We start from the raw sequence: 14,692 nt of genomic DNA, 5'->3' as shown, positions 1-14,692 counted from the left end.
TTCTTTGTAAATTTGGGTAGTTTTATTATTCACCAAATTACATACACTTAAAATATGGCCAGAAAAGAACTCTCCGCACAGGAAGCCGTAACCGAGGCGAAGCGCTATTTGAACAATGCAAAAGAAATCCTGCGCGAAAAAGGCGCCAAGGAAGATGGCTTTTACCAAGATTCCAAGTATGTAAAAATGGCAGGGCATACTGCTTATTCCGGTGTTCTTTTGGCGCTAGACCATTATTTCGGCAAGAAAACCAAGGGACGGAAGGATGTGGATTGGTACAAAGCCAACCTGTCCCAGCAGGATAAAAAGATATTGCAAACGTTCGTATCCGTTTATGAACTATTACACCTCGTGATGGCGTACGATGGCGTGGGAGATGCCGAGGTCGTAAAGCTCGGCTTTCAACGCGCTGAAATAATCATAGATTGGGTAGAGTTACGTTCGGCAGCCTGAGCCATAACATTGCAACATTGCGAGCCGGGAGATTCCGCATCTGCCCGGCTTTATTTATGAATACAAAACACATTGAATGGAACTCCTTCCCGAAGACATTTACAAATTATTGATCTCATTCGCCCTCGGCGCAATCATCGGCGCGGAGCGCGAATACCGGAGTAAATCGGCCGGTTTGCGGACGCTGATATTGATCGCAATGGGATCGACGCTTTTTACGATACTTTCCATTAAAATCAGTTCGGACGCAGGACGGATCGCTGCTAATATCGTGACCGGGATCGGTTTTATTGGTGCTGGGATCATCTTCCGGGAAAATAACCGGGTGGTCGGAATTACGACGGCGGCGATCGTGTGGGTGACTGCAGCGGTGGGGATGGGTATCGGGGCCGGGTTTTACGAGGTGACCATCTGTTGTTTCGTGATTTCGGGGATGACGCTGGTCATTTTGTCGCCCGTGCAGAAGTTTATCCGTCGGAAAAGCCAGATCCGCAACTACCGCATCATGTGCGTGTACCAGCGCAAGACATTGAAAACCTATGAAAATCTCTTCAAGGAATATGATTTGAAAATTCTGCGCGGCGAGCAAAGCCGCGTCGGCACTCATATTACCGGCAGTTGGACGTTGCAGGGTTCAGAAAGAAAGCACGAAAAACTGACGCACCACCTGCTCAACGACGCCGATATTCTTGAATTTGACTTTTAAACATCAGTTACAAATGATATTAGTTTTTCATTAAAACTGATATCTATCATGCCCGAAAACGAGCCAAAAATAGCCCTTGATACGTTATAAATAGCCGACCGGAAACTTTATACCAGCAAACAGGCATTATAGCAATAACCCACGTCCTCAAAAGATTTACACGGCGTAAACCGGTAAACAGGATCCACAGACAATAGACATGTCCGATATTATTAAACAAAAGATCTGGCAGATCATCGCTTCGAACACTTCGGCCGAAGAGGCTGAATGGTTGCAGCAGAAGGCAGTCTCCGCCCCCATTGACCTGATGACCGCCTTCGTGGCAACTCCCAGGTTTCTGTCCAAAAAAATCATTCATACCTCCGACGCCGAAAAGGCCGCACTACACCTTGAAATACCGGGTTTTTCGGTCGAGGGCTGGTCGCTCGTGAGGCTCAGCCGCGTTTGGCTGCTCACGCAACTCGACCCTTCGGACAAGGACGAATATGTTAGAAACATTGAAACACTATTCGATACGGCGGAAATGAACGAGCTGGTAGCGCTGTATTCGGCATTACCGCTGCTTTCCTATCCCGATCAATGGCTTTTCCGCGCGACGGACGCCGTGCGGTCGAACATGGGTTTTGTGTTTGATGCGATTGCATTGCATAATCCCTACCCTGAGAAATATTTCAGCGAACTCGCATGGAACCAGCTGGTGCTCAAAACGATATTCAACGACAAGCCTATTCATTTCATAGAAGGCCTGCAAAACCGCGCGAACGAAAAGCTTGCAGTGACGCTGTCGGATTTCGCGCACGAGCGCTGGGCGGCAGGGCGCAGCGTCCCTGCGCAGGTGTGGCGGCTTACCGGAAAATATTTGACCCCGGCGCTTTTGGCCGATATGCAGCATTTGTTTGATTCTGAAAAAGAAGAAGACCGTAAAGCGGCTGCACTGGCTTGCGGTGAAGCGACGCTGCCAGCTGCCAATTACCTTTTGGCGAAATATACCGATCTGGAAAAATCAGTAAAATCCGGCGCATTGACCTGGGCCGATCTTGAACATTGACATTATGTGCGCTAATCATACAGAAATAACCCCTAACCCTTCGCATTTCGAAGATAGCGAAGAAGCCAACCAGGCTCCCGCGCACCGCGACATTGCCTGGAACGATTACAAGGACCTCATCAAAGGAATGCGGTTTTTCGACCCGCATATCCACATGGTTTCCCGCACGACCGACGATTACCAGGCGATGAACCAGGCCGGTATCGTGGCGCTCATCGAGCCCGCATTCTGGGTAGGCCAGCCGCGTACGGGTTTATCGACATTCAAGGACTATTATAGCAGTCTGGTAGGATGGGAAAGATTTAGATCCTCGCAGTTTGGTATCAAACATTACTGCACCATGGGTTTGAACTCGCGTGAGGCCAACAATGAGCCTCTGGCAGAACAGGTAATGGAAATTTTACCACTCTACATTTATAAAGAAGGCGTAGTAGGTGTCGGCGAGATCGGTTTCGACGACCAGACGCCCGCCGAAGAAAAGTATTACCGCCTGCAACTCGAACTCGCCAAAGAAGCAAAACTGCCTGTACAAATCCACACGCCGCACCGCGACAAGAAGAAAGGTACCGAGCGCAGCATGGCCATTGCATTGGAACACGGCATCGACCCGTCGTGGGTGATTGTGGACCATAACAATGAAGAAACCGTAAAGAGCGTGCTAGACCAGGGTTTCTGGGCGGCATTTACCATTTATCCGTTTACAAAAATGGGTAATGAAAGGATGGTGAAAGTGGTGGAACAATACGGTCCCGAACGTATTATGATCAACTCCGCCGCCGACTGGGGTATTTCCGACCCGCTGGCGATTCCGAAAACAGCTGCATTGATGAAAATGCGTGGTATTTCGGATGAAACAATTCGCCTCGTGACTTACCAGAATGCGATCGACGCATTCGGCAAAAGCGGGCAGATCGATGTGAGCGACTTTGAATCGGGCTACGCCGTCGATCAGACGGAGAAATTCCATGGCAACAGCATTCTGAGAGGCGGTCAGCAGCCGGCTCCGGTGAAAGATTTTTTAGTGATCAATTAAAGTGAGCAGCCTCAAACCCTATTTGCAGCTGACGCGCCCGGCCAACCTTGTTACCGCTATCGCGGACATTCTGGCCGGTATGGCGATCGCGCAGTTTACCTTCTCGGATTTCTCGCCCGCATTACTTGTAGTTTCAACGCTTGGTCTTTACGGCGGCGGCGTGGTGATGAATGATGTTTTCGATGCCAAACTCGATGCCGTAGAGCGGCCCGAGCGCCCAATTCCCAGCGGCAAAGTACCACTTGCACAGGCTGCAACGATGGGCATTTCGCTATTGCTGCTCGGCATCATCGCTGCGGGAGCGTTCAGTTTACAGAGCGGAATGATTGCCGTGGTGGTTGCGATGCTCACCATTTTATACAACCGCTTTGCCAAACATCACGTATTCTTCGGTCCGCTCGTGATGGGCATGTGCCGGGGCGGGAACCTCATCCTCGGCATGAGTGTATTGCCCGAATCGTTTCAGCAATGGGCATTCATCGCCGTTTTCCCGATTATGTACATCGGCGCGATCACGCTCATCAGCCAGGACGAAGTGCATGGAGGCAAGAAACGCACCTTATATATTGCCGCATTTCTTTACCTCGCGGTACTTGCCGCACAGCTGACGATCGCGCAGGGCAAGGGTAATCTTTTGTTTACCATTCCATTTGTATTGCTGCACGCATGGTTCATTTTCCGCCCGCTCTGGAATGCTATGCAGAATCCCATCGGCCCGCTGATTGGTAAGGCGGTGAAAGCAGGGGTTATCTCGCTGATTGTCATGAATGCTTCCTGGTGCGCAGCATTTGGCTTACTGCCGATTGCTATTGCGGTGCTCGCATTGTTACCGCTTTCGATGTATTTGGCGAAGGCATTTGCGGTCACTTAATTCAAAGGAGGAAAGGGAGGAAGGAGGATGGACGGCTTGTGTAGTTAGTACGTGGTTTCTGCCTGATAAATTAATTGGACGATGACGGAACGGGGAAAACCTGTTAATTTTAGTCTTTATATCAATGATTTTGAGCTGCGTTTGAACGGATCGTGTTTTCAAACGTTTTAATGTTAAATACCCATTTTGCGTGTAATGCCAGATTCAATGCAAACCATAAAACAACGTTTCCAGGTGGAATACAACTACGCCGTATTCTTCACCCAACACCTTTTTGACTTCCAGAACCCATTACTGAAAGATTTTTTTCAAGAATATACCGAACAGGGCTTTCAACGCAAGGCCCTGGTGATCGTGGACGAGGGGTTTGAACAGACACAGCCGGATTTGAAAAACAACATCCGCGCCTATTTCGCACAAAATGTGAAGCATATCCAGCTCGCTCCCGAAATCATTTCAGTGCCGGGTGGTGAGGCTTGCAAAAATGATCCGTCACAATTTGATAGGCTCGTGGAAGCTGTCGATGTTTTCGGAATCGACCGCCACTCATTTGTAATAGGTATTGGCGGCGGCGCCGTACTGGATCTCGTGGGATATGCGGCCGCGGTTTCTCATCGGGGTATCAAGCTGATCCGCATTCCGACGACCGTTTTGGCACAAAACGATTCAGGCGTTGGTGTTAAAAACAGCATTAATTTCCACGGCAAAAAGAACTTCCTCGGCACATTCGCACCACCGGTGGCTGTTTTCAACGACCTCACCTTCCTGCGTACGCTCGACGACCGCGACTGGCGCGGGGGACTCGCAGAAGCCGTGAAAGTGGCATTGATTAAAGACCAGGCGTTTTTCGAATGGATCGAAGAGCACGCAACGGCGCTTGCTAACCGGGACGAGGAGGCCATGGCCTACCTTATCCACCGCTGCGCTGAAATGCATACCGACCATATTGCCGGCGGAGATCCGTTTGAATTCGGCTCTTCGCGTCCGCTGGACTTCGGCCACTGGGCAGCGCATAAGCTCGAATTTTTGACCAATTTCGAAGTTCGTCACGGCGAAGCGGTGGCCATCGGCATTGCGTTGGATTGTGTATATGCTAATAAAATCGGGATGCTCGCCGAGAGTGATTTACACCGCATTATAGACGTATTGACCAAAGTCGGTTTTGAACTATATCATTCCAAACTGGCTGAAAACGATAAAATCAACCTCCGCAACGGCTTGCAGGAATTCCGTGAGCACCTGGGCGGCAGGCTGACTATCATGCTGTTGGAAAGGATTGGAAAAGGAGTGGAAGTGCATGAACTCGATGCCGACATTATCGCTCAGTCGGTGGATTACCTCGAAAGTTCCAAAATTATCCCTGCATGATCACGCCTTACGGACACCTTACCTATTGTAGTAACATCCATCCCGGTGAAAAGTGGGACGACCATTTCCGGTCGCTGCGAGAAAGCATTCCTTACATCCGCGAGCAACTGGCGCCCGGCAAGCCTTTTGGCCTTGGCCTGCGTGTCGCAAACGAAGCTTCGATCGAGCTGAGCAAGCCGGAAGTGCTGACCGAGTTCAAAAATTGGCTTGATGAGCAAGATGTATATGTGTTTGTGATCAATGGCTTCCCTTACGGCGGCTTTCACAATACCCGCGTAAAGGACGACGTGCATACGCCCGACTGGACGACCACCGACCGTCTCGCCTATACCAAAAGACTTTTCAACATCCTGGCCGCATTGCTGCCAGCCGAAATGCACGGTGGCGTTTCTACCCCGCCTCTATCCTACCGACTCTGGTGGAAAACCGAAGTCGACAAGCTCCAAGCTACCGAAAGGGCGACCGATCACATCCTCGAACTCCTCGATGAACTGATCCGCATTGAAAAGAAAACCGGCAAGTTCCTGCATTTGGACATCGAGCCCGAACCGGACGGAATTCTCGACAATACCGAGGATTTCATAACCTGGTATACCAATCTGCTGCTTCCGAAAGGCACTATTTATCTGGTGGAAAAATACGGAATAGAAGGTGAAGCGGCGCAGGCGCTCATCCTGAAACATATTCAACTGTGCTATGACATCTGCCACGCGGCAGTAGGTTTCGAAAAGCCGGAAGACATTCTCGATTCATTGAATGAATACGGCATTCAGGTCGGCCGCATTCAGGTGAGCTCGGCTTTGAAAGTGAATTACACCAGTGAGCGGGAAGTGAAGCGCAAAGCCATCGAGACCTTCGACGAGCCGGTATACCTTCACCAGGTAGTAGCCCGCCACGACGACGGCCATTTCACCCACTACCCCGATCTTAAAGAGGCGTTGACCGACTGGGACGGAACCCATGAAGAATGGCGTGTACATTTCCACGTTCCGCTGTTTGTGAATACCTACGGCGTGCTCGATTCAACGCAGGGAGACATTGTACAGACATTGACATTGCAAAAAGAAGCACCGTTCTCGGCATATCTGGAAGTGGAAACCTACACCTGGGGCGTGCTGCCGGAGGATATGCAGAAGCCGATCGGCGAATCGATCGTGCGCGAGCTCGAATGGGTGAAGAAAGTTTTGAATTATGAATAAAACCGTAGTTATAGATATTGTAGGACTAAGCGCCAACCTGATCGGCGAGCATACGCCATTTTTGGATGCTTATATCAAAAAGCGGCATTTAACCCCCATTAAGCCGGTTTTACCCGCTGTTACTACTACCTCACAGAGCACTTATGTAACAGGCAAATGGCCTGCGGAGAACGGGATCGTCGGCAATGGCTGGTATGACCGCGAGGATTCGGAAGTGAAGTTTTGGAAGCAGTCGAACAAGCTCGTGCAAGGCGACAAGATCTGGGATAATGCAAGAAAGGTTGATCCGAACTTTACGGTTTCGAAAATGTTCTGGTGGTATAATATGTACTCCACCGCCGACTGGTCGGTAACGCCGCGCCCGCAATACCATGCCGATGGCGTGAAAGCGCCCGACTGCTATTCCTATCCGCCCGAATTGCGCGACGAGCTGCAAGCCGAACTCGGCCAGTTTCCGCTTTTCAACTTCTGGGGGCCGAATGCGAATATCAAATCCACCCGCTGGATCGCTGATGCGTCCATGTCGGTCGAAAGAAAGCATAACCCCACACTGACGCTTATTTACCTGCCCCATCTGGACTATTGCCTGCAAAAATTCGGGCCGGATTTTTCCAAGATCAGCAAGGAGCTGAACGAGATCGATGACGTGGTAAAAGACCTCATTCAGTTTTATGAAGCGCGCAATGCGAAGATTATTCTGCTTTCGGAATATGGTATCAATGCAGTCCATAACCCGATCCATATCAACCGCATTCTCCGCAATGAAGGACTGATTTCGGTGCGCAACGAACGCTGGTATGAGCTGCTGGATGCGGGTGTTTCCAAAGCATTCGCCGTTTCCGATCACCAGATTGCACATGTTTACCTCAATGACCCTTCTGTAAAAGAACAAGTAATGCAGGTTTTGAAAAAGACACCCGGCGTCGACCTCGTCCTCGATAAAGAAGCTCAAAAGGAATACCATATCGATCACCAACGCTCGGGAGACATTGTAGTCGTGGCGAAACCGGATAGTTGGTTTACCTACTACTACTGGCTCGACGACGCCAAAGCGCCGGATTATGCGCATTTGGTGGACATTCACCGCAAGCCGGGTTACGATCCCGTGGAGATGTTCATGGATCCGAAAAATCCATTGATTAAGCTCCGCGCTGGTTACAAACTGGCCCGAAAACTGCTTGGCTTCAGATACCTGATGGATGTAATTCCGCTCGATGCCACATTAGTAAAGGGTTCACACGGAGGTATTAACATTCCCAAAGAATACTACCCCATTATCATCACCGATCAGCCCGCTGAAAAGTCCGAACTGGAAGCAGTAGACGTGTATGACGTAATCTGGAAACACCTGATTTAAAGTCATTTCCAAAAACAAATAGGCTTTCATGGCGCTGCCTTAGAAACTTACTGCTACGACCTCATGAAAGCCATCCTTTGCCTGACGCTCATTCCGTTAGCCATCGCTGTGCAGTTTTGGCCCGCACGGATATTGAGGGCGAAGTGTACTATTTGAACTAGGGCACGGGCGAAGTGATGAAGGTGGTTAACGGAAATTTAAATTGAAAAATTAACCGCTCGTCCTATCTTTGCCGGAAATTTAAAACTACTAAAATGTCCAAGGTTCTTATCATTGGCGCAGGTGGTGTCGGTAGTGTTGTGGCACACAAATGCGCATTGAACAGCAATGTTTTCACCGAAATAATGCTCGCCAGCCGCACCAAGGCGAAATGTGATAAAATAGCAGCCGAAATCAAGGAAATGCACGGAGTAACCATCCAAACCGCACAGGTGGATGCCGATATCGTGGCCGAAACGGTGTTGCTCATCAAACGTTTTCAGCCCAAAGTGCTCATTAACGTGGCGCTGCCTTACCAGGATCTGACGATCATGGAGGCTTGCCTCGAAACCGGCGTGCATTACCTCGATACCGCCAATTACGAACCTAAAGACGTTGCGAAATTCGAATACAGCTGGCAATGGGCTTACCAGGAGCGCTTTAAAGAGGCTGGCCTGATGGCCGTACTCGGCTGTGGTTTCGACCCCGGCGCTACGCAGGTTTTTACTGCCTATGCTGCCAAGCACCATTTCGATGAAATGCATTACCTGGACATTATCGACTGTAATGCAGGCGACCACGGTAAGGCATTCGCCACCAACTTCAACCCCGAAATCAACATCCGCGAGATCACCCAACCTGGCCGCTATTGGGAAAACGGCGAGTGGGTCGAAATCCCCGCGATGTCTATCCATAAACCGATCGATTACCCGGGCATCGGACCGAAAGAGAGTTACGTGTTGTACCACGAAGAACTCGAATCATTGGTTAAGAACTTCCCTACCCTGAAACGCGCGCGTTTCTGGATGACTTTCGGACAGGCTTATATTACGCATTTGAATGTGCTGGAAAACGTGGGTATGACGAGCATCAAGCCGATCAAATTCAACGGTATCGACATTGTCCCGTTGGAATTCCTGAAAGCGGTGTTGCCCGCTCCTGATACTTTGGGTGAAAACTACTCTGGCCAGACGTCCATCGGCTGCCAGATCAAGGGTATCAAAAATGGCGAGGAAAAAACTTACTACGTTTGGAACAACTGCGACCACGCCGAATGCTACCGCGAGGTACGCGCGCAGGCGGTGAGCTACACCACGGGCGTTCCCGCGATGATCGGAGCCATGCTAATGCTCACGAACGACGAATGGATGAAGCCGGGCGTTTATAATGTAGAAGAACTGAATCCGGATCCTTTCATGGAGCTGCTGAATATCCATGGCTTGCCGTGGCATGAAGCGGTGAACATCGAACTTCCCCACGAATATTGATATGTCACGCTGAGCGAAGTCGAAGCGCATGTACGATGATAACCGTATGGCCTGCCTTCGACTCCGTTCAGGCTGACACCCCTATCCTTCCATCGTAATCACCGCCCGGGTGCAAACCCCTCCTATCGGCGGATTGAATTTCGAGACTTTCACAGTCACCTTTTCGACCGTCGGGTAATGCTCCCTTATTTTTTCAATTACATTAAAACCAATGTGTTCCAAAAGCTTGGCAGGCTCTTTCATCACCTTGGCTGTGAGCTGGTAAATGGTTTCGTAATTGACGGTCTCACTCAGCTTATCGTGCTGCGCGGCACGAAAAAAATCGGTAGTAATGGTAATATCCAGGGCATATTTGTTTCCGATACGTTGTTCTTCGGGGTAATAGCCGTGGTATGCAAAAAATTCGAGTCCTTCGAGACTGATCGTTCCCAATGGTGGTTATTAGATTTGGTCAAAAAATGAACCGCCGCCTGATTTCTTCGGCGGGCTGCTTTCTCTCGGCCGGTTGATACCCGCCGAAGAATCCCTGGCCTTCTCTGCCACCTTATGCATTTCCGCCAACACCTCTTCGGCTTCGTCGGCCGCAGTCCGCTGGGTTTGTCTCGGTCTGTTGTAAGCAACCGGCTCTTCACGCACAGGCTCAGGCTCAGAAATTGCCGCTGGTTCGGGCTGAGGTTCCGGAACTGCCGTAACGACTGGCGCGACAGCCTGGGTATCCTGTTCCGGCTCAACCACTCCGGGGAGTTCAGTATCCACCTCCAAAACCGGCTCCGGCTCAGGCGCTTGTTCCTCCGCTATTTCGAACACCACTTCCGGCTTATCGTCCTGCAATACAACTTCTACTTCCGGCTCGGCTGCCGGCACTGCCGGCGTTTCTTCCACTTCGATCCTCACCGGCGCCTGATACAACGGCTTCTTCGGAATTTCGATCTCCGCGATATGCTTTTTAATGTCCTCCATTTTGTTGAGGACCGATTCTTTATCGTATTTCTGCTCGAAACGTTCGACGGTTTCGAGCGCGCTGTTGGCCAGCGAACTAAGCTGGACGATCAGGTTATCGCGGAAGTTTTCGATCGCCCGGAAATCACGTTCCTGGATCTTCACTTCCTGTGCAAATTCCTCCTTGAATTTCGCCAGTCTCTCCTCCGTCTGTTTGATAATCTGGCTGGTGCGCTGCTCTGCTTCCGCTACCAGATCATTCGCCGCGACGCGCGATTCTTCTATTCTTTTTTCCGCATTTTCGTTGGCTTCTTTCTCGATTAACTTGCTGGTATCTTCGGCCGCTTTTAAGGTTCTGAATAAGGTTGATTCGATATCTTTCAACTTCGCCAACTCCTTCTCCGCGTATTCCAGCTGCATCTTCAGCAAGTTGTTTTCGCTTGAATACCGCTCCCATTCCTGAGACAAAGAGTTCAGGAAAGCATCTACTTCGTCCGGGTCATAACCTCTGAAAATCTTTTCAAAAGTGTGCTTGCGTATCTCAATAGCGGATATTTTCATGATGCATTCTATGCTTTGATGCCTAGTTAAAAACGGTCGTGTAAGTTAAAGATATATGATTCATTTTTCAAAGTATTTACCAACATTACCATATTATAAGTATTGCCTTATGCGACCTCCCAAACCGATATCATGCGGTCGTCGCTGCATGAAATCAGTTGATTCTCATAACTCGTCCAGAGCAGTTTATTCACAGACGTTCCATGCCCTGCATGACGTGCCCGGTCGATAATTTTTTTCAGCTTAAATGTGGCTGCGTCCCACAATTTGATGGACTTGTCCATACTGCAAGTAGCGAAGAGGGCGCGATCGGGACTGAATGTGATGTCGTTGATCGCGTACATATGCGCGGGAATGTCGGAGACGATGCCGTATGCATCATTGACGTCCCATATTTTCAGGTGCGCGTCCCGGCCGGTGGTGAACAGGTATTTACCGTCCGGTGAATACTTAACGGAAAATACGGAGTTTGTATGTGCTTGTATGGTCTTTTTTAATTTGAAGCCATCGAGATCGAAGATATGGACGTTGCAATCACTATCCCCGGTGGCAAATTCATTGGTCTCGACATTGACCGCAATGCTGCGAATGCTTCTTCCTGCTATTTTAATGTGCTTCTGAACAGCGAAACCCGGAACGTCCATCACTACCACCACACCGTCCCCTAGTGCGATGAGAGCCTTATCTCCCGCAAAACGGATGTCGAAAATAGCCGAGGTTGTGATTTTGGAAGTCCTTTCAATCGCATTCCCTTTCTTATTCAACACCTGAATGCCTTCGAAATTCTGCCCGATCCACAACGAATCGCTGCTTTCATGCAATGCGAGCGCGTATACGGAAGTACCCGCGCGGGCAACGAGTTTTCCCAGATCCGGCTTTTGCAGGTTCCATTGAATTACAAAGCCATCGGCACCCGCCGAATAAAAGCCGTGGTCCGTTCCGTCAGAAATAATTGTATAAACACTGTCCCTATGACCGGAAAAAGTATCTACTTTGCGAATATTCATCTTGATAGTTTTGTAGCAAACAGTATTACCATGCCCCTCGTTCATTCCGAAAAGATACAAGACAGCAGTACATTACTGCTCTGGAAACTGACGGAAACCGAAGCGGAACTTCAAACGGCTCTGGGTAACGGCTTTAACCAGGAAGAGCTCGACAAAATATCTCATCCGCAAAAAAAACGCGAGTGGCTTGCCAGCCGGATGCTAATCAAGACGTTGGCTGAGCAGTTTGGCATCAACTACGTGGGCATTCACAAGGACGAGCACGGCAAGGCATTCCTCATCGACAACGATTCGCACATTTCCATTACCCACACCGCCGAATTCGTAGCCGTGGCCATTAATCCGACCGCTGCCGTGGGCATCGACATGGAAAAGACCGATCCGAAATTACAGCGTACTTCCAAAAAATACCTTTCCCCGCCCGAGTACGATCATGCGCAGGACCAGATGGACCGCCTGTGCATGTACTGGTGCGCGAAAGAAGCTTTGTATAAACTCTACGGAAAGAAAAAGATCAGTTTCAGGGATTCTATTTTTATCAGTCCCTTCGAAAACGCCGACATTCTCCTGCGCGGACAGCTCACCGATGAAGACCTCGTAGTTTCCTCCAATATATATGTACGCTGGTTCGACGGCCATTGCCTGGCCATCGCGCTCTGATTATCAGCTTTCGGGCAGCTCGTCGAGCGTCGATTTCAGTATTTTCTCGATTTCGCGGATCTTGTCCTGCTCGCTTGTTTTTTCGTAGGACAGGATCAGGTTACGCAATACACGCTGCACAATTTCCAGGTTCGTGCATGGCTGGTAAAATATATCTTTGGATTTGATATTCAACTGTGCGATGTAATGGTCAATGTCCGTTTTAGAGAAAATAATCCCGCGGTTGAAAACATTGATATAAAACTGCGTTTTATCGCTTTTGTAGGTCAATACAAACAGGTTAGGCAAATTCACGCCGTACACGGGCATTCCCAGCTTTCTCGCAATCAGCAAATAGATTACACATAAGGTAATAGGGTTACCGCGGCGGCTTTCCAGCACCGAGTTGATCATCGAGTTGGTCGGCGAATGGAAGTTCTTGGTGTTGGCCGCGAAGTTCATCACACCGAAGAAAATGCTATTAATCCGCTTCACCTGGTCTACCGCATTCATTTCCTCCTGAAACTGGATCCAGATGTCGTAATAAAGCTGTTCAATGGTGGTTTTCAACTTTTCAATCGACAAATCGGGGTAATGGTAAGTGGCGATGATCCACATGCCTTCGAGGAGATCGAGCCCGCCGCCGTTTTTCCACGCCTGTAACCGTTCGATCATAATGCTGAGCTGCAATTCGTGGATCAATTCCTCGATTTTACGCTGGACGATCGGGTTGAAACTCTCCTCCCATTCGGTCTCCAGAAAAGGTATCACTGTCCCTCCCAACGACAATATCTTCCCTTCAACATGCTGACTCACTTCATGATCTTCATCATCAAGCAAGGATATCAGTGCCTTGATTTCTTTCTGGTTCATTTTCCTCAAATCTGCGTTTTACAACCAACGGATAAATAAAAACATTTTTTTTTAATGGACGTCAAATTTTCTACTTTTGCCCGGAAAAAAAGCGGGTTAGCGCCCGTTTTGAAGACCATCTATACCACCATATTTCTATAAAAAACGCGCATAACGCATGAAAATTCTCGTTACCGGAGGGGCCGGTTTTATCGGTTCCCATACCGTTGTAGAGTTGCACAATGCAGGGTTCGAACCGGTCATTATCGACAACCTGTACAACTCCAATCTCAACGTTTTAGAAGGAATCAAAAAGATCACCGGCAAAGAGTTTCCATTCTACGAAATCGATTGCAATGATGCCGACAAAGTAAGGGCTCTGTTTGAAAAGGAAAAGTTCGATGGCGTAATCCATTTCGCAGCCTACAAGGCTGTGGGTGAATCGGTTGAAAAACCTTTGAACTATTACGAAAACAACCTCATTTCCCTCCTGGTACTGCTTCGCGCCGCCCAGGAATTCAATGTAGATAAATTTGTATTTTCCTCGTCGTGTACGGTGTATGGCCAACCCGAAAAGCTGCCAGTGACCGAAAGTACGCCTCGCCTGCCGGCCAATTCGCCTTACGGCAACACCAAGGCGATCGCCGAGGACATTATCCGTGACCACGTGCATTCACGCCCCGGCCTGAAAGCCATTTCACTGCGTTATTTCAACCCGATCGGCGCGCATGAAACGTCGCTCATCGGAGAGTTACCGAATGGTGTTCCAAGCAACCTGGTACCATTCATTACACAAACCGCCGCCGGCCTCCGCAAGTCGCTTACCGTTTTCGGCAACGACTACGATACGCCGGACGGGACCTGTATCCGCGACTTCATTCACGTGGTCGATCTCGCGAAAGCGCACGTGAAAGCGCTCGACCTGCTCGAATCGCAAACGGATACTAACTATTATGATGTATTTAATGTAGGAACGGGCGAAGGTTATACCGTTTTGCAATTGATTAATACTTTTGAGGAAGTAAACGGCGTGAAACTCAACTACACCATCGGGCCTCGCCGGGAAGGGGATGTGGAGAAAATTTACGCGCAATCCGACAAAGTAAATAATGTAATGAAATGGCGTGCCGAGAAAACCATGGCGGAAGCTTTACGCGATGCATGGAACTGGCAACTAAAACTCAAAAGCTGAA

Annotated in this window: 15 protein-coding genes; 11 read left to right on the top strand and 4 right to left on the bottom strand. The window is 49.3% G+C overall.

The annotated features are described in order from the left end of the window. Positions 1 to 54: 54 nt before the first annotated feature. The 9 genes from ACQ4MZ_RS02105 (at position 55) to ACQ4MZ_RS02065 (ending at position 9,501) form a co-directional block, all read left to right on the top strand. Positions 55 to 453, top strand: a complete 399-nt coding sequence (locus ACQ4MZ_RS02105; RefSeq protein WP_430842473.1) for a DUF5618 family protein — start codon at positions 55 to 57, stop codon at positions 451 to 453. A gap of 76 nt (positions 454 to 529) precedes the next feature. Continuing rightward, positions 530 to 1,159 (top strand): MgtC/SapB family protein, encoded by a 630-nt coding sequence (locus tag ACQ4MZ_RS02100; protein WP_430842471.1) that lies wholly within the window; start codon positions 530 to 532, stop codon positions 1,157 to 1,159. Between the two features lie 199 nt (positions 1,160 to 1,358). Beyond that, complete coding sequence (locus ACQ4MZ_RS02095) at positions 1,359 to 2,207, top strand: EboA domain-containing protein (RefSeq protein ID WP_430842469.1); 849 nt, start codon at positions 1,359 to 1,361, stop codon at positions 2,205 to 2,207. A 4-nt stretch (positions 2,208 to 2,211) separates the two neighbouring features. Then, positions 2,212 to 3,240: a TatD family hydrolase gene (locus ACQ4MZ_RS02090; RefSeq protein WP_430842467.1), complete on the top strand. Its 1,029-nt coding sequence runs from the start codon at positions 2,212 to 2,214 to the stop codon at positions 3,238 to 3,240. Position 3,241: 1 nt separating this feature from the next. Further along, positions 3,242 to 4,111: a UbiA-like protein EboC gene (eboC, locus tag ACQ4MZ_RS02085; RefSeq protein ID WP_430842465.1), complete on the top strand. Its 870-nt coding sequence runs from the start codon at positions 3,242 to 3,244 to the stop codon at positions 4,109 to 4,111. A gap of 207 nt (positions 4,112 to 4,318) precedes the next feature. Beyond that, positions 4,319 to 5,479, top strand: coding sequence for a 3-dehydroquinate synthase (locus tag ACQ4MZ_RS02080; RefSeq protein WP_430842463.1), 1,161 nt, complete (start codon positions 4,319 to 4,321; stop codon positions 5,477 to 5,479). Further along, positions 5,476 to 6,678 carry a metabolite traffic protein EboE gene (eboE, locus tag ACQ4MZ_RS02075; protein WP_430842461.1) on the top strand — a complete coding sequence of 401 codons (1,203 nt, stop codon included), beginning with the start codon at positions 5,476 to 5,478 and terminating at the stop codon, positions 6,676 to 6,678. Before ACQ4MZ_RS02080 ends, eboE begins: the two co-directional genes overlap by 4 nt. After that, a complete protein-coding gene (locus ACQ4MZ_RS02070; RefSeq protein WP_430842459.1) occupies positions 6,671 to 8,035 on the top strand; it encodes an alkaline phosphatase family protein in 1,365 nt (454 codons plus the stop codon). The genes eboE and ACQ4MZ_RS02070 overlap by 8 nt, the downstream gene beginning before the upstream one ends. Positions 8,036 to 8,244: 209 nt before the next feature. Further along, on the top strand, positions 8,245 to 9,501 hold the full coding sequence (locus ACQ4MZ_RS02065; protein ID WP_430843796.1) for a saccharopine dehydrogenase C-terminal domain-containing protein: 1,257 nt from the start codon (positions 8,245 to 8,247) through the stop codon (positions 9,499 to 9,501). A gap of 81 nt (positions 9,502 to 9,582) precedes the next feature. Here the strand turns inward: ACQ4MZ_RS02065 and folB are convergent, their stop codons facing one another. From folB to ACQ4MZ_RS02050, 3 genes are all read right to left on the bottom strand, one after another. Continuing rightward, complete coding sequence (gene folB, locus ACQ4MZ_RS02060; RefSeq protein ID WP_019940367.1) at positions 9,583 to 9,933, bottom strand: dihydroneopterin aldolase; 351 nt, start codon at positions 9,931 to 9,933, stop codon at positions 9,583 to 9,585. A 9-nt stretch (positions 9,934 to 9,942) separates the two neighbouring features. After that, positions 9,943 to 11,001, bottom strand: a complete 1,059-nt coding sequence (locus tag ACQ4MZ_RS02055) for a DivIVA domain-containing protein (protein ID WP_430842456.1) — start codon at positions 10,999 to 11,001, stop codon at positions 9,943 to 9,945. A 107-nt stretch (positions 11,002 to 11,108) separates the two neighbouring features. Further along, a complete protein-coding gene (locus tag ACQ4MZ_RS02050) occupies positions 11,109 to 12,008 on the bottom strand; it encodes a WD40 repeat domain-containing protein (RefSeq protein WP_430842454.1) in 900 nt (299 codons plus the stop codon). Between the two features lie 30 nt (positions 12,009 to 12,038). Here ACQ4MZ_RS02050 and ACQ4MZ_RS02045 point away from each other — a divergent pair, with 30 nt between their 5' ends. Next, positions 12,039 to 12,668 carry a 4'-phosphopantetheinyl transferase family protein gene (locus tag ACQ4MZ_RS02045; RefSeq protein WP_430842452.1) on the top strand — a complete coding sequence of 210 codons (630 nt, stop codon included), beginning with the start codon at positions 12,039 to 12,041 and terminating at the stop codon, positions 12,666 to 12,668. Positions 12,669 to 12,671: 3 nt separating this feature from the next. Here ACQ4MZ_RS02045 and ACQ4MZ_RS02040 read toward each other — a convergent pair whose 3' ends face one another. After that, a complete protein-coding gene (locus ACQ4MZ_RS02040) occupies positions 12,672 to 13,520 on the bottom strand; it encodes a transglutaminase-like domain-containing protein (protein ID WP_430842450.1) in 849 nt (282 codons plus the stop codon). Positions 13,521 to 13,677: 157 nt separating this feature from the next. Here ACQ4MZ_RS02040 and galE point away from each other — a divergent pair, with 157 nt between their 5' ends. Next, positions 13,678 to 14,691 (top strand): UDP-glucose 4-epimerase GalE, encoded by a 1,014-nt coding sequence (galE, locus tag ACQ4MZ_RS02035; protein ID WP_430842448.1) that lies wholly within the window; start codon positions 13,678 to 13,680, stop codon positions 14,689 to 14,691. Position 14,692 lies beyond the last annotated feature (1 nt).

The organism is Dyadobacter sp. BHUBP1, assembly GCF_050587785.1.
Classification (GTDB): Bacteria; Bacteroidota; Bacteroidia; order Cytophagales; family Spirosomataceae; genus Dyadobacter.
Note: the sequence above shows the minus strand (reverse complement) of the source record. Positions and strands in the feature narration are given on the sequence as shown.